The organism is Mycobacterium sp. 134 (assembly GCF_048282715.1).
Lineage (GTDB): Bacteria > Actinomycetota > Actinomycetes > Mycobacteriales > Mycobacteriaceae > Mycobacterium > Mycobacterium septicum.
Window position 1 is genome coordinate 3,748,440 of the sequence record NZ_JBLVUN010000008.1, and the last position, 18,267, is coordinate 3,766,706.

The following is an 18,267-nucleotide window of genomic DNA, read 5'->3' on the forward strand; positions in this document are numbered from 1 at the left end:
GGCGGCACATGACACAACTATCGGTACTCGATCAGGTGCCCGTCCCCAGGGGGACGAGCAGTGGCACCGCGATCCGCAGCAGCGTCGAACTCGCCCGCGAGGTCGAGGATCTCGGATACGCCTCGTACTGGTTCGCTGAACATCATCTGGACCACGGCCGAGCCTCGTCGGCACCGGCGATCCTGATCGCCCTCGCCATCGCGGCCACCAACCGGATCAAGCTGGGTTCTGCTGCGACAGTCCTGCCTTTTCACACCAGTTTGGAAGTCGCCGAGGAATTCGGTTCGCTGGCAGCGGTGGCACCGGGCCGTGTCGTGCTCGGACTCGGCCGTTCCAAGCAGGGCTACGGCAAGTCGGCGCCCTACCGGGAGATCAGCGAGATCCTGGCGGCGGTCACGGCGCACCCGGGGAGCCAGGACGGTGATATCGCCCTGGCGGCCAACGGCAGTGACTTCCTGTTCGAGTTGCTCGGGTATCTGTCCAATGCTCCACTCACGGTGCCTGACGATGAGTCGCGCATCCGCGAGATCCTCAACTACCTCGAGCGTCCGGTCGCAGTCGTCGGTGGCGAAGAGTACCGGGTGTCCCCCGGCTATCAGGAGGATCTCGGGCTGGCCGTGTTCGGTGGTGAATCAGGCTGGAGTGCGACGATTGCCGCGAAGTACGGTCTTCCGCTCTACGTCAATGCGCACAGCGTCAAGAACGACATCGTCGGCACGGTGCAGCGCTACCGGGAAGATTTCCAGCCGTCCAAGCGGCTGGACTCTCCCTATGTCGGTGTATCCGCACACGCCATCGCGGCTGAAACCGATGAGTTGGGAAGGCGTTTGGAAGAAACGTATCTGCGAACACTGGCCAGTCTGCGGGCCCGCGGGACTTATCTGCCGTCCGAACCGGTCACCGGCGGCAGATTCATCGAGCCCGACAGCCAGAAGTTCGCCGACTCCCGCGCGTTGAGTTTCGCCGGTTCGCCGGGATTCGTGGTCGACAAGCTGCGCGCCCTGACCGACAGCGTGTCGGCCGACGAGATTCTGGTCAGCACCGTCGTCTACGCCCTTGAGGACCGCCGCGCTTCCTATCGCCTGATCGCCGAGAACTGGGACTAGATCGCATGACCACAACCTCGAAATCCCTTCGCATACTCGGTGTTCCCACCGTGGTGGTAGCGGGCATCATCGTCACGGCGGCAGCACCAGCGGCCGCCCACGTCCGGGTGGATGCAGGACAGCAACCGCCGCGGGGCGGCTATGGGATCGTGCGGCTCATCGTGCCGACCGAATCCGAGCAGGCGTCCACGGTCGGCGTGACCGTGACCCTGCCCGACAACGTCGAGCTGACCTCGGCCCGCACCCTGCCGATTCCCGGGTGGACGGCGAGTGTGGAGATCGAGCCAACCTCCGACGGACAACGGGTGTCCCGGATCATCTGGCGCGCGATCGACAAGGCCGGCGGGCTCAAACCCACGGAATACGGCGAGTTCGCCTTCTCCGCGGGGCCTTGGCCCGAGAACACCGAAACCGTATCGCTCCCGTCCGATCAGTCCTACAGCGACGGTTCGGTGGTGTCGTGGAACGAGATCGCGGTCGACAAAGACAGCGAATCCGAGCATCCGGCACCGGTCGTGACCTTGGGATCGGCGGAAGCGCACCATACGCATGCCGGCCACGGCGCGCCCCCGCTGGTAGCAGCCGAATCGCCGGGTGACGAGTCGTGGCTCTGGCGTGCGACCTCGGTTGTCGCGCTGGTGTTCGCGCTCGGCAGTTCCGCAGCCCTGGCAGTCACGCTGCGGCGCAGGTCCTAGAGGTGTGGCTCGGACACGTGCCGTGCTGTGGGGGCTCATGATGATCGCCGCCGCAGCCGCAGGTCTGCTGTGGACAGCGGCCCCGGCCGCCGCCCACGCCACCGTCGTGTCCACCGCGCCGGTCGACGGCACACGCCTGGAGGCCTCCCCCACCCAGGTGGCCTTCGACCTCAACGAGCCCGTCACACTGGTCGACGGGTCGGCTCAGTTGATCGACGTCGACGGCACCCGGTACCCGCTGACGGGTCAACACCTGGAGGCCGGACGACAACGGATCGTGTTGCCGCTGACCGAGAAGCTGCCCGACGGTGCTTATCTGGCGACCGCTCGGGTGGTCTCCGCAGACACCCATGTCGTGTCCCTCTCGACACGTTTCACGGTCGGCTCGGTCACCGAGCAGGGGCACTGGTCGCAGGCCGACAGTGCGTCGGTAGTGGACCGGGCAGTGCTTCTTCCGGTGAAGATCGTGGTGTACCTGGGCACGATCGGATCGGCAGGCCTGTTGCTGGCTGCCCGCTGGGCGTGGCCGGACACCCAGGGAACACACCGGTTCCGGATCATCTACCGGATCGGGGCGGTTCTGCTGAGTCTGGGCCTGCTCGGCAGGCTCCTCGTGCTGGCGGTCGAGCAGTCCGGGTCCGTCGCCGACATCTCGTGGGAGGCGGCGACAACGATCGCCGGCACGCCGTTCGGGATCGCCCTGCTGGTCACCGTGGTCCTCAGCCTGGTCGCGTTGCTCCGTCCGGCGGTCCTCGGGCTCGTGCAGGCCGCAGCCGCAATTGCCGCGGTCACGCTGGGCGGGCACGGCGGCTCATCCGTCTGGTCGTTCGTGGCCACCTTCGTCCACATCTACGCGGTTGCCGTGTGGTTGGGCGGGGTGACCCTGATCGCCTTGGTGCACAGGTCCGTTCCGCAGCGCTGGCACAGGGTTGCTGTCGCGCATGTGGGGTTGGCGGCTGCTGCGGGCGTGCTCCTGGCGGTACTGCAGATCCGCCCGCTCGCCGCATTGACCACCACGCCATATGGCGTCACGCTCCTGGCGAAGATCAGCCTGGTGGCGGCCGCGGCCGTCGCCGGGTACGTCGGCTACCGCGCTGCGCGAACGCATATTCCGGGCCTGGCCGTCCTCGTCGAGACCGTGCTGGCCCTGTCGATCGTCGGGGTGACATCGTCGCTGTCTTCACTGACGCCGGCTCGCGCCAGTTACACCACGAACGTGGCGATTCGACTGGATTTCGGCGGCCCCGACGTGCTCGACGTCGATATCGACACGGTCCGCCGCGGCAGCCAGGTCGTCACGGTCCGCGACCCTGACGGCTCGCCCGGTGCCGAGGTGGGTCTCGAATTGTCCTCAGCCCAGGCCAACGTCGCACGGCTGCCGGTGGAGCTTTCGCGGGACCGGATCACCGACGACGCAGTGACGTGGCGGAGCACCGGACTCATCGTGCCCGCGCCGGGGCGATGGAAGGCGACCATCCGGTTCGACAACGGCAGCGGACCGAGGTTGGCGTCGTTCTTCTACCAGGTGCTGTAGGAGGTTCAATGACATTGGTACGCATCATTTCAACCATGGTCGCCGCGGTATCGGTCGCCGCGGCGATGGCAGGTTGCACCGATGATGTGCCGGTCACGTACTCCGAGAAGGCTTCAAGCGATGTCCTGCGAATCCAGGTGGGCGGCGAAGGCTACCGCGATGTGTTGGAGCACGTGCTGAAGAACCATCTGGCCGGCGACCTGAAACTGGAATTGGTGGATGCCGCCGCTGATGCCAATTCCCAGGTGGCAGAAGGTAAGTCCGACCTAGCCTTCTATCAGACCCAACCCGCGTTCCTCGGCAATCAGCAGGCCGACGACCACAGCACCTTGAGCATCGTCTCCAAGGTCGACGTGGCTCCATACGCCTTGTACTCGTCGAAGTGGAGGGATCTCAAGCCCACCGAGGACTGGGTCAACTCGGGCCTGGTTGCGGACAAGATCACCGGCACGAGTCTGCCGCACGGTGCCGAGGTGGCCGTACCGGAGACCAAGGCCGGCTTCGCGCGCAGCCTGTACCTGTTGCAGACCGTCGACCTGGTGAAACTCGACCGTGCGTTCGGCGGCCTGACGGTGGCCGATCTTTCGGTATCAGACGCCAATGTGCTGGAATCGCAACGACATCTGGCCATCCGCGGGATCGACTTCACCGAATACGCCGGGGACATCTATCACAATTACGACGCGGTGGTCCTGGACCCGACCACCGCGTCGTCCATCGGACTCGTCCCCGCCAATGACGCGTTGGCCATCGAGCCCGGACCTGGCAATCCGTACTCCCGCGTCCTGGTGGCGCCGGCGAGGCTGGCGGGTGATGCGCGGGTGTCCGCACTCGCACACGCCCTGGAAGGCAAGGAGATAGCGCAGTACCTCACCACCACTTACCGCGGGAAGTTCATCTCGGCGCAGGTGCCATTCGAACCGTGATACCGACCCGACCCGACCGAGGAGACCACGCATGACGATTACCGCACCCGCCAATGACGAGCCCGTGACCATCGGCTCCACCGACCTCGACGCGCTGCTCGCCTACATCGACGCCGGCGTCGTCGATCGTGACGACGCCGACCGCCACCCGTTCGAGGAGTTCGATGTGATCCGGTCCGCCCGCCTCGGCGCACTGCGGATTCCTGTCGCCGACGGTGGCGGCGGCGCGACCCTGACCGAGCTGTTCCGGACGGTCATCGCCCTGGGCGAGGTCGATCCCAACATCGCACACAGCCTCCGCAATCATTTCAACTTCACCGAAAGCCTTTTGCGCCAACGTGACAACGCCGACCGCCGGTGGCTCGACGAGGTCAAGGCAGGCAAGCTGTTCGGGACATCGACGACCGAGTTGAGCGGTAAGCAGGCGGGCAGACGTAACAGAGAGTTCGAGACCACAATCACGGACGGTTCCGACGGCCTGCGTTTGACGGGGACCAAGTTCTACAGCACCGGCAACCTGTACGCCGACTACCTCGTCGTGAGCGCGACCGGTCCCGACGGCGATCCGGTCCGGGTCGTGGTGCCGGCCGACCGCCCGGGCGTGCACGTCGCGCGGGACTGGGACGGAATCGGTCAGCGTTTCACCGGGAGTGGGACAACCAGCTACGACAATGCCGCTGTCGAACGCGAGAGCTTCCTGAGCCGCGGAACCCTCTACGGCGAGCTGCCCTACTCGGCGACCTTCCCGCAGCTGTACCTCACCGCGGTCATCGCGGGGATCCTGCGCCGGGTGACCCGGGACGCGGCGGCGCTCGTGCAGGGCAAGCAACGCACGTTCTATCACGCCGCCTCCGAGCGCCCGGTCGACGATCCGATCCTGCAACAAACGGTGGGACTGCTGTCCAGCCAGGCTTTCGCGGCGGAAGCGTTGGTGACGTCGGCCGCCGACGCGCTCTCGAATGCCTATGCGGCTCACGGCACCTCAGATGAACCCGACCTGTCACTGCGGGCGGCGCTGGGTGCCGCCAAGGCGAAGGTCGTCGTCGACGAACTCGCCTTACGCGCCGCGGGTGACCTGTTCGATGTCGGCGGTGGCACCGCGGCACGGCGCAGCTCACACCTGGACCGGCATTGGCGCAACATCCGCACGTTGGCCGCGCACAACCCGAGGACCTACAAGGCCCGGGCCATCGGCGCGCACGAACTGACCGGGGCGCCACTTCCGAACGGAGCGTTCTTCTGAGTACCCGCGAACTGCACCTCGGGCTCAACGCTCCGGGCCTGGGCACCTACAAGTCGGCCTGGCGACGCGACGGCATCGACCCCGAGTCGACCGCGACCGGCGAGTTCTACGTCCGCCTGGCGCAATTGGCCGAGCAAGGGCTGTTCGACGCGTTCTTTCTCGCCGATCAGCCCGCGCTGGACGGTGGCTGGGATCGCAATGCATCGGCGGCCAGGCTTGATCCGGTCATTGCCCTGACGACGGCCGCGGCCCACACCGAGTACGTCGGGCTCGTCGCCACGGTATCCAGCACCTGGCATCACCCCTACAACCTGGCCCGGTCGATCCAGAGCCTCGACCGGGTGTCACACGGGCGGGCCGGCTGGAACGTCGTCACGAGCTACAACCCGCGTATCGCGCGGAGCTACGGTCTGGACTCGCCACCGCCCAAGGCCGAACGCTACGCACGGGCTCGCGAATTCACCGGAATCGTCGAATCACTTTGGCGCACCTGGTCACCGGACGCGATCGTGGCTGACAAGGAGTCTGGAGTCTTCACACGACCGGATGCGGTCAACCCGATCACCCATACCGGTGAGTTCTTCTCGGTCGACGGCGGATCCACGGTGCCGCCGTCAGAGCAGGGCCTGCCGGTGATCTTTCAGGCCGGTGGTTCAGACGCCGGGCTCGACCTGGCGAGTCGCTACGCCGACGCGGTTTTCGCCTCGGCGATGACATTGGATGTGGCACTGGACTTTCGGCGCAGACTTGACGCCGCCGCATCCGTGCGCGCCCCGACCCGGGCTCCGGTACTGGTACTGCCCGGGGCCGCGTTGACCCTCGCCTCGACCGACGATGAGGCCGCACGGCGCCGGACGGAGCTCGACGGAATCGACGGGTCACTCTCGGGACGCCAGTACCTGGCAGGCCGGCTCGGTCTGTCCCCCGACGAGCTCGATCTCGACGCACCACTTCCCCTGCACAAGGTGGACCTCGAGGAGCGCAAGGAGGTCAATTCCGAAGGCTTCCTGCGGTCGATCATCGGGCTCGCCGAATCCGGCAAGCCGTTGCGTGAGCTGCTGCGCGACGGGACCGGCCACCTCACCGTCGTCGGGTCTCCCGGCACAGTCGCCGACACCTTCGAAACATGGTTCGCCACTTCGGCAGTCGACGGTTTCAACCTGATGTTCGACGTCATCGAGGAAAGCCTGCCGCTGTTCGTCGACGAGGTGGTTCCGCTACTTCAGGATCGCGGACTGTTCCGGCGCAAGTACGAGGGCACGACACTGCGTGACCACCTGGGCCTGCCCCGGCCCCGGTGGTGAAACACCCACACCCCAACAACACGAGGAGAATGGACGTGGATCTACAACTGACGGGCAAGCGCTCGATCATCACCGGTGGCAGCAAGGGCATCGGGCTGGCGATCGCACACGCGCTGGCCGCCGAAGGCGTCGACGTGGTGCTCGCCGCACGCACCCGGGCCACGCTGGAAAAGGCCGCCGCCGAGGTCGCCGAACGCAGCGGCCGGCGGGCGATTCCGGTGGTCACCGACACCGGCGATGACGAATCGGTCAAGGCGCTGGTGGCTCGCGCCGTCGAGGAACTCGGCGGCGTCGACATCCTGGTCAACAACGCATCGAATCAGGCTGTGGGGTCCGGCTTTCCCGGCCTGGCCGGCACCAGTGACGAAGATTTCTGGGCCGATGTCAACATCAAGGTGGTCGGCTACCTGCGCACCACACGGGCCGTCGCACCGCATCTGGTCACACAGGGCTGGGGCCGGATCATCAACATCAGCGGCCTTGGCTACCGTCAGACGCATTCGATCGTGCGCAGTATCCGCAACGTCAGTGTGGCCGCGTTGACGAAGAATCTCGCCGACGAGCTCGGACCTCACGGGATCAATGTCACGGTGGTGCACCCCGGCCAGACCCGCACAGAGACCAAGACACCCCAATATCAGGCCGCCGCCGACGCCGCGGGACTCGACGTCGCCGAGTACGAGAAACAGATCGCCAACAACGCGATCGGCCGGGTCGTCGAGGCCAGCGAGGTGGCGGACGTGGTGGCATTCCTGGCCTCACCGCGCAGCGTCAGCATCACCGGCGACGCCGTCGCTGCCGGTGGCGGACTGCTGGGCACGGTCAACTACTAGTTGACCGCCCTCACCGCGTTTCGTCGAGCAACGCAGTCTCGGGAATTGCCTCAAGGAGTGCGAGATACTCCGGGTCTCGTTGGGCTCTGCGTTGATGCAACGCGACGATCTTGCTCCGCAACTCGGGATCGTCGTCGTCGGATACTCCAGTTCCGACGGCCTTCTGAAGCAGTGGCAGCAGTGCCCGGTCGGCTGCGGCGTGAAGCGGATCGTCGAAATAGCGTTCGAGCGCGTCGAGATCGGCCAGCCCGATGCTGAACCCATGGGTGAAACCGTCGGCAGGATCACCCAGATCCTGACCGACGAACGCGAACGCGACCGGTTCCGCCCCCGTCAATGCGGCTACCGCCGCGATCGCCCGGGACTTGTCTGCTTCGCCGACACCGGGTTTGAAGCTGAATCGCTGTGCAGTGATGATCATGCGGACCCTTTCCACTCGTCACATCAAATACACCGTCACGACCGGACAGTCCGGCACAACTCTGCTCACGCTGAATTAATCGGTGGCCGGCAATTGGCGGGAAGTTTAGCGTCGCAATTGAATCGGCCGAAGGCTCGATCCGTGGAGAAGGTGGAAAAGGTGACCTCCAGCCGTGTGCGACATTTCCGGAAATCGTCGATTGCGCTCGGGTTGGCTGCCCTGGTCACGCCGGTGTTGCTGGCGGGCTGTAGCGGCAAGAACGACGATGGCGTTGTCACGTTCCGATTCGCCAATTCGCCGACAGCGCTGTCGCTGGTGCGCATCGCTGACGAGTTGGGGTACTGGGACAACGCCGGAGTCCGCCCCGAATACGTCGGGCCCGCCACCGCCGTGCCCGCGGTGCAGTTGCTCGATCAAGGCGCCATCGATATCGCGACGGGCATGTTCAACAACGACATCGACGGAAAGGTCAAGGGTTTCAAGTTCACGGCCATCGCGTCGAGCATGCTCGACCTCCCCAACGAACCCCATATGGCCTATTTCACCAAGGCCGGTTCCGATATCACCAAGGCCAATCTGAAAGCCGTCGAGGGTAAGACGATTGGTCTTTCGGACTTCAACAGTTGCACCGATCTGGTGATCAAGCGCTACCTGAAGAAGAACGGCGTGGACCTGAACCGGGTCAATTTCCTGCAACTCAAGCCCGAGCTCATAGCGCCCGCAATCGAACGCGGCGAAGTCGATCTCGGCGTGTTCCACCCACCACTCGTGGGTGTGCTGCTGAGCCAGCACGACAAGTTCACCCAGGCCTTCACGTCCTATGACGAATGGGGCCCGCTCGGTGGCCAGGCGCCGTTTGTCGCGAGCAATGCCTGGCTTCAGAAGCATCCGAAGGCCGCACGGGAGTTCGTCGGCATCATCGCCAAGACCGCGAATTGGGCGAACGCGCACCCCCGGGAATCCGCCGAGATCGCAGGCAAAACCACGGGCTATCCGGTCGAGCAGACCACCAACTGGCACTACGCACCAAATGCACTGCTGGACAAGGCAAGTCTGCGGCTGTGGTGGGATCTGGTCAAGGACGTGGGCAATCCGCTACCCGGTTCTGATGACCTCAAGCCCGAAGACATCGCCACCAACGCGTTCAATCCGTTTGCGAAGTCCGCCGATCTGCTGGAGTCCCAGGATCGCAACACCACGATCCTCGACCGAGAGCAGAACAACGGCATCTTCAAAACGCATCTGGTCGACATCTCCGGGCTCGAAGACCAGAAGTGATCCGTCCGCATGAAAGTCAACTGACATGACCCAACACGTGCTCACCGAGCCGGAAAGCCACGCGGGCGCTCCGCAAGTTGCCGACCCGGCCTGGAAGATCGAAGCAAGTCGAATCACCAAGCGCTACCCCAAACCTCGGTCCCGATCAGCCCAGGGCGCGACCACGGTGCTGTCGGGATTCGATCTCAAGATCAGGGCCGGCGAGTTCGTTTCGCTGCTCGGCCCGAGCGGTTGTGGAAAGTCCACGTTCCTCAATATCCTTGCGGGCCTGGACACCTACGACAGGGGAACCGTCTCGATTGACGGCGAGCCCGTCGACGGCGTCAGTAAGAACGTCGGGGTCGTGTTCCAAGGTTACGGACTGTTCCCGTGGCTGACCGCGCAGAAGAACGTCGAGGCCGGCCTCAAGATCCGCGGGGTACCCAAAGCACAGCGACGCGAGCGCGCTGCCGCCGTTCTGCGGACAGTGGGGCTCGAGGATGCTGCGAACCGGCTCCCCCATCAACTCTCCGGTGGCATGCGGCAACGGGTCGCGATCGCACGTGTACTCGCCTACGAGCCCGAGATCCTCGTGTTCGACGAGCCGTTCGCGGCCTTGGACGCCCAAACCCGTGAGTTTCTGCAGGGCGAACTGCTCCGGATCTGGGAGGCCGGCGAGACGAAGAAGACGATCCTGTTCGTCACCCACTCGATCGATGAGGCCATCTTCCTGTCCGACCGCATCGCCGTCATGACCCAGGCGCCCGGCACGGTCAAGGCGCTCGTCGATGTCGATCTGCCGCGCCCCCGGGACAGCGACGTCCGAAGCTCGGAGGACTTCGTCCATATCCGGGCACACGTGGCGCGAGTTCTTCAAGAGGAGGTCCGAATTGGCCATCACGCTCGATGACCACACGGAAGCGGAGGACCGCGACGACGCCCTCGACACACCCGGTCCGTGGCTCGCCAAGTACGGCAGGTTCCTCGGCGGAGCGATCGGGCTGGCAGGCTTCCTGGCCATCTGGTGGCTGGTCGTGGCGACCGGCTACGTCAGCGACATGTACCTGGCGACACCACAGGACACCTTCACGGCGTTTGTCGACGGACTGCTGGACGGCACGTTGAGCTCGCAGATCTGGCCCAGCGTACAGCGCGCGCTGATCGGCTTTCTGATCGCACTCGCAGCCGGGATCTCGCTCGGAATCGTGGTGGGATCGTTCACGGTCTTTCAGACCCTCGCCGAACCGGTCCTGGTGTTCTTCCGGAACCTCTCGCTGCTGGCGCTGCTACCGGTGTTCGTCGTGTTCCTGGGCATCGGTGAGGAGTCCAAGATCGCGATCGTCGTCTGGGCGTGCTTCTGGCCGATCTTCGTCAACGCGGTCGGCGCGGTCGGCGGCGTGGAGCGCCAACTGTTGAACTCGGCCCGCGCGCTGGGCGCTGGGCGCTGGTACACCTTCGTTCATGTCATCCTGCCTGCCGCGATCCCGGCGATCTTTCCGGGTATCCGGCTGGCCTCGGCCAACGCGTTCACCGCACTCGTTGCCGCTGAACTGGTCGGCGGCGCGCAGGGTATCGGCATCTACATCAACAACGCCGCCCTGCGGTACCAGACCCCGCAGATGTATGCCGGAATTCTCGCCCTCGGCCTGATCGGAGTGCTCGTCAACGCGGTGATGACCGGCATCGAATGGCGCGTCACCGGCTGGCAACGCGGGCTGACCAACAAATGACAGACGCAGCATCTGCGGTTTTCGTCAGCCCGATTCGAACGGCCAACGCTTCGACCCGCCGGCATTACCGCTGGTGACGTCGCTGGTTGTGACGATCTATCGGCACGCAGGTCGATCGTTGCGAATTAAGACGGTGCCGACGAGCGTTGAACCACGCATGTGCGTGCGATTCGCCGACGCGGAGTGGCTTCGCAGTGCCGTGATTCGTGGAGGCCGACTGTGAAGTTCCTACTGCTGACCCTCATCGCGCATCATCCCGATCCCGTGACGGGCGAGAAGAGCAGTCCGGCCGACCGGCTACGCGAAGTCGTCGACGCTGCCCAACTCGCCGACCAGCTGGGCTTTGACGGATTCGCGGTCGGCGAGCGTCACGAGGACCCGTTCATCTCGTCCTCCCCACCCGTGGTGCTGAGCAACATCGCGGCGCGCACCTCGCGGATCGGGCTGTTCACCGCCGTGACCACGTTGAGCCTGCTCGACCCGGTACGCGCATTCGAGGACTACTCGACGTTGGACAACCTGTCCGGCGGGCGGCTCGAGTTGATCATCGGAAAGGGCAACGGTGCGGCGCAGGCCGAGCTGTTCCAGGTCACGACCGCCGATCAGTGGGACCGCAACCGGGAGGGCTACGAGTTGTTCCGCGCGCTGTGGGACCACGACCACGTGACGTGGTCCGGTCGGTTCCGGCCGTCCCTCGTCGACGCCAAGGCGCTCCCCAGACCTCTGCAGAAGCGGATTCGTATCTGGCATGGCAGTGCAACCAGTAAGGATTCGGTCGACCTCGCGGCACGCCACGGAGATCCCATCTTCTCCGCCAACGTGACGTATCCGATCGAACCCTATGCCGACCTCGTGCGGCACTACCGGCAGCGGTGGGAGTTCTACGGCCACCGGCCCGAAGACGCGTTGGTGGGGGCCGGGACTGCCGGTTTCCACATTGCGCCGACGTCGCAGCAGGCGATCGAGGAGTACCGGTTGTCGTTCGAAACCCGCCTCGGCTTTGCCCGGCGGGTCGGTCTTCCGGTGGTGTTCGAGTCGATCGAGGATTTCGTCGACCGCAGCTCGGCATTGGTGGGCAGCCCCCAGCAGGTGATCGACAAGGTGGGCCGTTACCACCAGGAACTCGGCCACGAGGTGATTCATCTCAGCGCCGACACCGACGGTGTGACGGCCGGCCAGAAACGCCGCAGTCTTGAGCTGTTTCAGTCCGATGTCGCGCCCGTTCTGCGCGAGGAGTTTCCGAGTCGGCCGCTGGCCGCACAAAGTCAGTTGGAAGGAGTAGTCGGACCGTGACCACGATCGAAGACACCGCGGCATTCGGCCGAGCCTGGAACGAATGGCACGCGGGGCGCGAACACTATTACGGAGACCCACTGGGCTGGGTGAGCCTGACCGGCTTGTATTGGCTGACGGACGAGTTCGAGGCCATCGCCGACCTACCCGGACGCTGGCGCGCGGACGCCGACGCGGCGTATCTCGAAGTGTCAGGAACGGCCGAACGCCTGGAACCGGTGGAGGGCGCGCCTGGACTCCTCGTCGAGGATGGGGATCGGCGCATCGAGGTCATTCGGCGCACCGGGTCCGTGGCCCTGCGGGTGCATGACCCCAAGTCACCACACCTTCAGGCGTACAAGGGGATTCCGGCCTACCCGGCCAGCGAACGCTGGCGCGTCACAGGCACGTTCACACCCTACGAGCGGCCACAGACGGTCACGACGGGCGCGGTCGTGGAGGGCCTCGAGCACCACCACGATGCCGTCGGCACCATCGCCTTCGAACTTGATGGCGCCGCACTGCAACTCGTTGCCTTCGGTCGTCCTGATGGCGAATTGCAAGTGTTGTTCACCGACGCCACCAGCGGAGTGACGACCTATCCTGCCGCCAGGTCCTTGTCGATCGCCGCTCCCGGTCTCGCAGGAACGGTGACACTCGACTTCAACCGGGCGTCGAATCTGCCGTGCTCGTTCACCGACTACGCAACATGCCCGGTGGCACCGGCCGAGAACAGGTTGCCCGTCCCCGTCGAGGCCGGCGAGAAGAATCCGCGATGAGCCGGTGAAAGTCCTTGTCCCAGACGACCTCGGCGTCAAGACGCTGGAGACCTCCACGAACCTGGAGGCGATCCGCTACGAGCCCGGCCAACCTTGGCCGGCCGGTCATCGGGACGCCACCGTGGTGGTGGTCGGCTACGAATCCGCGGCGGCCGTGGGCGCACAGTTTGTCGACTTACCGGATCTGCGCCTCGTGCAGACCCTCAACGCCGGATACGAACAGTGGCTGCCGTATCTACCTGACGGGGTCATCCTTTCCAACGCGCGAGGAGCACATGGTGGCTCGTCCGCGGAATGGGTGGTGGCCGTACTCCTCGCCGTCTACCGAAACCTGAAACTGTTCGACGAACAGCAATCCAGGGGTGTGTGGCTGGCCGGAAACACCGAGACCTTGATCGGTAAGCGGGTCGTCGTCCTGGGCGCCGGTGATCTGGCGGTCAACCTAGCTTCGCGGCTCGCACCGTTCGAGGCCGAGGTGATACTCGTCGGCAGGCGACCCCGGCCGGGCGTCCACGGGTTCGACGACATCGACCGGCTGCTGCCCGGTGCGGACGTGGTGGTCGCGATGCTGCCCGCGGACGAATCCACGCGCCACATCATCGATTCCACGTTCCTGGCCAACCTGCGCGATGGGGCGTTGATCGTCAACGTGGGCCGGGGCAGCGCCGTCGACACCGATGCCCTACTGGTGGAACTGACCTCCGGCCGCCTCCGCGCGGCACTCGATGTCACCGAACCCGAGCCGCTACCGCAGGGTCATCCACTGTGGTCTGCACCTGGTGTGTTGCTGACCCCGCACGTCGCCGGGAGCACAACCGGCGCCTGGGAGAGGGCGTGGGAGATCGCGCACCACCAGATCGACGTCTACGCCGGCGGCGACCTGCCCCCCAACCTGGTGCCAGGCACCGGCCCGCGGTGACACTGCGCGCCCTAACTCGTCCGACTGGCTGTCAAGTGGTATTGCTCCAGACCGAGATTCTCCCGCAACGTCTGGGCCTCATACTCCTGACGGACGAGTCCTCTGCCGCGTAGCAGCGGGATGACCTGGTCGGTGAGCCGGTCGAACGAGTTGCCCCCGTGCAGCGTGAATCCGTCGCTGGCACGCACGGTGAACCATTCGGCGAACACGTCGGCCACCTGTTCTGGTGTGCCGATGACATCCAGATGCCCACTGCCCCGGATCCGTTGGAGGAACTGACGCAGCGTGATGTTCTCCACCTCGGTCACCAGATCGCGCAACAGCAGCCCACGGCTGACCCGGCGTTGGCTGGTGGCGAACGTCTCCCGGGGCGGAATCCGTTCGCCCGGAATGACATCGTCGAGATCCAGATCCGCGAAATCGAAGAACGGCGCCTCACGTGCGAGGAACTTGAGCCGGTCGGCGTAGAAATTGGGCTCGGCGAACACCTGCCGGTACTCGTCGCGCGCTGCCTTCTCGGTGTCGGCGATGTAGGTACGGATCCCGGGCAGCACGCGGAGTGCGTCGGGGTGGCGGCCACCTGCCTCCACCAAGCCCTTGATGGTGTCGTAGTAGGACCGGGCGTGAGCCAGGTCCGGGGTGGCGACGAACACGGCTTCACCGAATCGCGCCGCGAATCGGATGCCGTCCTCCGAGGCTCCGGCCTGGAATACGACAGGCAAGTCCTCGACGAGACGAGACACGTCGAGCGCCTGTTCGACCGAGTAGTACGGTCCCACGTGGTCGATGTCGCGAATTCTGGCGGCATCCACGGTCGGTGCGCGACCATCGGTGAACGACAGCGCATCGGGAGCCCAACTGTCCCACAGCTTCACGACCACTTCGATGAACTCGGCTGCCCGTTCGTAGCGTTCGGCAGGTGGAAGCAACGTCGTCGGCCCGAAGTTCACTTCACCATTGAACGAGGTGACGGCATTCCACCCGGCCCGTCCCCCGCTGACGTTGTGCAGCGTGGCAATCTGGCGGGCCACGTTGTACGGCTCGAAGAACGAGGTCGAGGCCGTGACCACCAGCCCGATCCGTTCGGTCACCGAAGCCAGTGCCGCTGTCACCGCCAGCGGTTCGCCGAGCAGGCTCGGGTCGTTGATGATGTTGTCCTTGTCGAACCCCAGAAAATCCGCCTTGAAGAACGCATCGATCTTGGCGTGCTCGGCCTGCTGCGCGAAGTCGACGATCCGTCTGAAAGCCGAACCTGGCGACGAGCCGTGGGCCTGCTGCTTGTCCGACCAGCCGCTCGGGCGGTCGAACAGGACCAGGTTCAGGTATTCCCGCCGCGGCGCCATCAGAAGAATCCGCCGCGCGGGAGCGGCTCACCGGTGATCTCGTGGGCTCCAATGGCTTTCGCCTTGTATGTCTTGGGATTGTGCGCGGCAAGGGTCCGGATGTTGCGCCAGTGGCGATCCAGGTGGGCGCTGCGCCGGACGGTGGATCCGCCGCCGACGTCGAACAACTCCGAGGCCGCCCGGTTCGCCAGTTCGTCGATCACCACTTTCGCCTTGGCCGCCCGCAGGGTCGCCTCCAGCGACAACGCCTCTTCCTCCTCCCGCCGACCGTGTGCCTCAGTGGCCGCCCCGAGCGACTCCGCCGCCGACAGGACGAGCGCTTCGGCAGCGAACGCCTGACTGGAGAGCACGCCGACGCTCTGCTGCAGGATGGGATCCTCGACCGGATTTTCGGCCGCCGCGTGATAGAAGGTCCGCCGCTTGGCGCGCACCAGCTCGGTGGCATCACGAACGACGCGGCGCAGGATTCCGGCGATGACGGCCGTGAGATACAGCTGCGGGAAAGTGCCCTTGTATGGCACGTCGCCCCCGAACCCGCCGGGCGCGAAGAAGTCGTCATCCGACACCGCGACATCTACGAAACGCGTTGTCCCGCTGCCGGTGAACCGCTGACCGATGCCGTCCCAGTCATCCTCGATGACGACGCCGGGCCGGTCGGCCGGGACGATGAGCCGGACGGTCTCGCCGTGCTGGTCGGTCGCCACGACCACGAGCCAGTCCACATAGAGGTTGCCGGTGCTGTAGAACTTCTCCCCTGACAACCGCAAACCGTCCGGTGTCTCGGTGATCGCGGTGGTGTACCGGTAATCGGGACTTCCAGCATGGGCAGTGCCCAATTCGGTCGCCGATATTCCGAACAGGTCGCCGTTGCGGATGCGGTCGAACCAACGCGCATCCTCGGTGCGTGGGCGCCGGATGAGATTCTCGACAGTGCCCAGGTGGTTGCGCACGCTGTGTGCCACATTCGGATCGGCCGCGCCCAGGGAGATGATCACCTCGAACAACTCTCGCAGGGTGGCACCGCCACCCCCGGAGGCGACCGGAAGGCGCAGTGCACCGAGCCGGGCCCGGCGAATCAGGTCGAACTTGGCGAAGGGCGGCTCGCCACGGTCATCGCGGTCGATGACGCCGTCACCGATCTGGGCGATCAGGTCAGCCAGTTCCGGTGAGCCGAAAGCAACCGGTGCGGAATCAATCCGGGTATCGATGGTCATTCGCTGCACCCGCCCTAGTCGTATTTCTTGAACGGCACGGTGTCGTCCTGCGCCAGTTCTGCCACGAGCCCCAACTCCCATGCCAGGTAGCGACGGAAACCGGCCTTGCGCCGCTCCGGATCTGTTTCGCGCCAGCCCGACGGCACCACGTCGTCGGGCTCGTGCAGCCAGTGTTCGATCCCGGTTTCCAACACGTGACCGGAGTCTGTCCAGGACTTCGTGCCGCCGTCGAGAACCTGGACCGGGCGGTCCGTGGCGCCGGCCAGCTCAACTGCGGCGAACCGGGCCAGCACCGAATCCTCGGACGTCAGCACGATCGGTCCGGTGCCGGGGATGTCCGTTGCAGCCAGGCGGGACCGGATGGCAAACCGTGCACCGGGAATGTGGCCGGCGCGGTAAGCAGGACTGGCCGCCAGGTCGAGCACCACGGCGTCATCGATGGCGGACTTCAGGTCGTCGGCGCCGATCACGTGGTACCCGTTGTCCGGGACGTCGAAAAGCACTGGCGCGGCACCGGTTTTGAGTTCCTCACCATCGAACGCACCGTCCAGCACGAACACCTCGCCCCAGCCGATCTGTGTGATCCACGACGCGGCGACAGTCGCGCGGACGGTGTCGTTGTCGACCAGCACGATGCGGGCGTTGTGGGTGCCGACATGCCGGAATGTCCACGGCGCAACGTCCCAGCTGGGAGCTGAGCGCGAACCCGCCAGATGCCCTGTCTCGTACTCCTGCGGCGTACGCACGTCCAGCACGTACAACGACCTGACATCCGTCTCGTCGCGGAACCGCCGCAGGGTGGCCTTGTCGATGTGGGCGATAGCGAAGCGGTCGGCGAACCGGGCCGCCGCCGCTTTCGCCGAGGCGACGGCGTCGTCGGCGGGCAGTGGAACCGCGACGGCCTTTCCGTGGTCGAGGTCATGGCCCTCAAGCACCCAGGATTGAGTACCCCCTTCGAGCGAGACCACCCGGTTGGGCAACCCGGCGTTGATCAGCACCTGGGCACCGAGAATGCTGCGGGTGCGCCCCGCGCAGTTCACCACCACCAGGGAATCGGGAGACTTGACCGCCTCGGCGGCCCGGTAGACGAGTTCGGCGCCGGGGATGGAGGTGCCGCCCGGCAGGCTGTGATTCTCGAACTCGCCGATCGGTCTGCTGTCGAGCAGAACGATGTCCTCCCCGGCCGCAACCCGGTCGCGGAACTCACTGACCGTGATGTGCGGGGTTTCGTAGACCTCCTCGATCCACTCCCCGAAAGCTTGTCCGATGACATGGTCACCGCCGGACTGCACCTTGTATCCGGCATCCGCCCATGCACGCAAACCACCGCCGAGGACGCGAACGTCGTTGTACCCCAGTGCCACCAGCCGCCCGGCCGCCCGCTCGGCGAGCTGCCCCTCGCCGCCGTCGTAGACGACCACCGGCGTGGACACCCGAGGAATTCTCGTCTGTACCCGCAGCTCCAGCACACTGAGGGGAATCGAGACCGCAAGCAGGATCGAACCCTGTGCGGCGGTCACACCGGCCTCACGCACATCGATGAGCGCGTATTCAGCTCCGGCGGTGAGCAATTCGTGGAGCTGCTCGGCGGTGATCGTGGCGGTCGCGACTGTCGTCATCCGCCGAGTATCGACCCGGTCCGGGCCGTGAACAAGCAGCTTTGGCTACCGGAATGCGGCGTCCTGACTTAA

General features: G+C 65.4%; 17 protein-coding genes. 13 read left to right on the forward strand and 4 right to left on the reverse strand.

Annotated features, from left to right (window positions below):
- Positions 1–8: 8 nt before the first annotated feature.
- Genes ACNQVK_RS22590 through ACNQVK_RS22620 form a run of 7 tightly spaced genes read left to right on the forward strand, consistent with a single transcriptional unit; the run spans position 9 to position 7,641 of the window.
- Positions 9–1,106 carry an LLM class flavin-dependent oxidoreductase gene (locus ACNQVK_RS22590; protein ID WP_418031291.1) on the forward strand — a complete coding sequence of 366 codons (1,098 nt, stop codon included), beginning with the start codon at positions 9–11 and terminating at the stop codon, positions 1,104–1,106.
- A 5-nt stretch (positions 1,107–1,111) separates the two neighbouring features.
- Complete coding sequence (locus ACNQVK_RS22595) at positions 1,112–1,801, forward strand: YcnI family protein (RefSeq protein ID WP_418031292.1); 690 nt, start codon at positions 1,112–1,114, stop codon at positions 1,799–1,801.
- Positions 1,802–1,805: 4 nt separating this feature from the next.
- Positions 1,806–3,335, forward strand: a complete 1,530-nt coding sequence (locus ACNQVK_RS22600) for a copper resistance protein CopC (RefSeq protein WP_418031293.1) — start codon at positions 1,806–1,808, stop codon at positions 3,333–3,335.
- An 8-nt stretch (positions 3,336–3,343) separates the two neighbouring features.
- Positions 3,344–4,261, forward strand: a complete 918-nt coding sequence (locus ACNQVK_RS22605; protein WP_418031294.1) for a MetQ/NlpA family ABC transporter substrate-binding protein — start codon at positions 3,344–3,346, stop codon at positions 4,259–4,261.
- 31 nt (positions 4,262–4,292) lie between these two features.
- Entirely contained in the window at positions 4,293–5,504 is a 1,212-nt protein-coding gene (locus ACNQVK_RS22610; protein ID WP_418031295.1) for an acyl-CoA dehydrogenase family protein, read from the forward strand.
- Entirely contained in the window at positions 5,393–6,808 is a 1,416-nt protein-coding gene (locus ACNQVK_RS22615) for an NtaA/DmoA family FMN-dependent monooxygenase (protein WP_418031296.1), read from the forward strand. Before ACNQVK_RS22610 ends, ACNQVK_RS22615 begins: the two co-directional genes overlap by 112 nt.
- 35 nt (positions 6,809–6,843) lie before the next feature.
- Complete coding sequence (locus ACNQVK_RS22620) at positions 6,844–7,641, forward strand: SDR family NAD(P)-dependent oxidoreductase (protein WP_418031297.1); 798 nt, start codon at positions 6,844–6,846, stop codon at positions 7,639–7,641.
- A 10-nt stretch (positions 7,642–7,651) separates the two neighbouring features.
- Here ACNQVK_RS22620 and ACNQVK_RS22625 read toward each other — a convergent pair whose 3' ends face one another.
- Complete coding sequence (locus tag ACNQVK_RS22625) at positions 7,652–8,062, reverse strand: Dabb family protein (RefSeq protein WP_418031298.1); 411 nt, start codon at positions 8,060–8,062, stop codon at positions 7,652–7,654.
- Between the two features lie 315 nt (positions 8,063–8,377).
- Between ACNQVK_RS22625 and ACNQVK_RS22630 the strand changes: the two genes are divergently transcribed.
- The 6 genes from ACNQVK_RS22630 (at position 8,378) to ACNQVK_RS22655 (ending at position 14,019) form a co-directional block, all read left to right on the forward strand.
- Complete coding sequence (locus ACNQVK_RS22630; protein WP_418034266.1) at positions 8,378–9,340, forward strand: ABC transporter substrate-binding protein; 963 nt, start codon at positions 8,378–8,380, stop codon at positions 9,338–9,340.
- 25 nt (positions 9,341–9,365) lie between these two features.
- Positions 9,366–10,229 carry an ABC transporter ATP-binding protein gene (locus ACNQVK_RS22635; RefSeq protein WP_418031299.1) on the forward strand — a complete coding sequence of 288 codons (864 nt, stop codon included), beginning with the start codon at positions 9,366–9,368 and terminating at the stop codon, positions 10,227–10,229.
- Positions 10,210–11,049: an ABC transporter permease gene (locus ACNQVK_RS22640; protein WP_418031301.1), complete on the forward strand. Its 840-nt coding sequence runs from the start codon at positions 10,210–10,212 to the stop codon at positions 11,047–11,049. The genes ACNQVK_RS22635 and ACNQVK_RS22640 overlap by 20 nt, the downstream gene beginning before the upstream one ends.
- Before the next feature lie 219 nt (positions 11,050–11,268).
- Positions 11,269–12,342: an LLM class flavin-dependent oxidoreductase gene (locus ACNQVK_RS22645; RefSeq protein WP_418031303.1), complete on the forward strand. Its 1,074-nt coding sequence runs from the start codon at positions 11,269–11,271 to the stop codon at positions 12,340–12,342.
- Positions 12,339–13,100, forward strand: coding sequence for a DUF1684 domain-containing protein (locus ACNQVK_RS22650; RefSeq protein ID WP_418031304.1), 762 nt, complete (start codon positions 12,339–12,341; stop codon positions 13,098–13,100). The genes ACNQVK_RS22645 and ACNQVK_RS22650 overlap by 4 nt, the downstream gene beginning before the upstream one ends.
- A gap of 4 nt (positions 13,101–13,104) precedes the next feature.
- Complete coding sequence (locus ACNQVK_RS22655) at positions 13,105–14,019, forward strand: 2-hydroxyacid dehydrogenase (protein ID WP_418031305.1); 915 nt, start codon at positions 13,105–13,107, stop codon at positions 14,017–14,019.
- Between the two features lie 11 nt (positions 14,020–14,030).
- On the opposite strand, the gene ACNQVK_RS22660 is transcribed toward ACNQVK_RS22655, so the two are convergent.
- From ACNQVK_RS22660 to ACNQVK_RS22670, 3 genes are read right to left on the reverse strand one after another with little or no spacing between them, the layout of a single operon-like run.
- Positions 14,031–15,362, reverse strand: coding sequence for an NtaA/DmoA family FMN-dependent monooxygenase (locus tag ACNQVK_RS22660; RefSeq protein WP_418031306.1), 1,332 nt, complete (start codon positions 15,360–15,362; stop codon positions 14,031–14,033).
- Complete coding sequence (locus ACNQVK_RS22665) at positions 15,362–16,576, reverse strand: acyl-CoA dehydrogenase family protein (protein WP_418031307.1); 1,215 nt, start codon at positions 16,574–16,576, stop codon at positions 15,362–15,364. The genes ACNQVK_RS22660 and ACNQVK_RS22665 overlap by 1 nt, the downstream gene beginning before the upstream one ends.
- A gap of 14 nt (positions 16,577–16,590) precedes the next feature.
- Entirely contained in the window at positions 16,591–18,195 is a 1,605-nt protein-coding gene (locus tag ACNQVK_RS22670) for a rhodanese-like domain-containing protein (protein ID WP_418031308.1), read from the reverse strand.
- Positions 18,196–18,267: the final 72 nt, after the last annotated feature.

Excerpts from the sequence above, each read along its gene's own strand:
- ACNQVK_RS22590 (WP_418031291.1), top strand. The coding sequence starts at position 9 with ATGACACAACTATCGGTACTCGATCAGGTGCCCGTCCCCAGGGGGACG.
- ACNQVK_RS22595 (WP_418031292.1), top strand. The coding sequence starts at position 1,112 with ATGACCACAACCTCGAAATCCCTTCGCATACTCGGTGTTCCCACCGTG.
- ACNQVK_RS22605 (WP_418031294.1), top strand. The coding sequence starts at position 3,344 with ATGACATTGGTACGCATCATTTCAACCATGGTCGCCGCGGTATCGGTC.
- ACNQVK_RS22610 (WP_418031295.1), top strand. The coding sequence starts at position 4,293 with ATGACGATTACCGCACCCGCCAATGACGAGCCCGTGACCATCGGCTCC.
- ACNQVK_RS22625 (WP_418031298.1), bottom strand. The coding sequence starts at position 8,062 with ATGATCATCACTGCACAGCGATTCAGCTTCAAACCCGGTGTCGGCGAA.
- ACNQVK_RS22635 (WP_418031299.1), top strand. The coding sequence starts at position 9,366 with ATGACCCAACACGTGCTCACCGAGCCGGAAAGCCACGCGGGCGCTCCG.
- ACNQVK_RS22660 (WP_418031306.1), bottom strand. The coding sequence starts at position 15,362 with ATGGCGCCGCGGCGGGAATACCTGAACCTGGTCCTGTTCGACCGCCCG.
- ACNQVK_RS22665 (WP_418031307.1), bottom strand. The coding sequence starts at position 16,576 with ATGACCATCGATACCCGGATTGATTCCGCACCGGTTGCTTTCGGCTCA.
- ACNQVK_RS22670 (WP_418031308.1), bottom strand. The coding sequence starts at position 18,195 with ATGACGACAGTCGCGACCGCCACGATCACCGCCGAGCAGCTCCACGAA.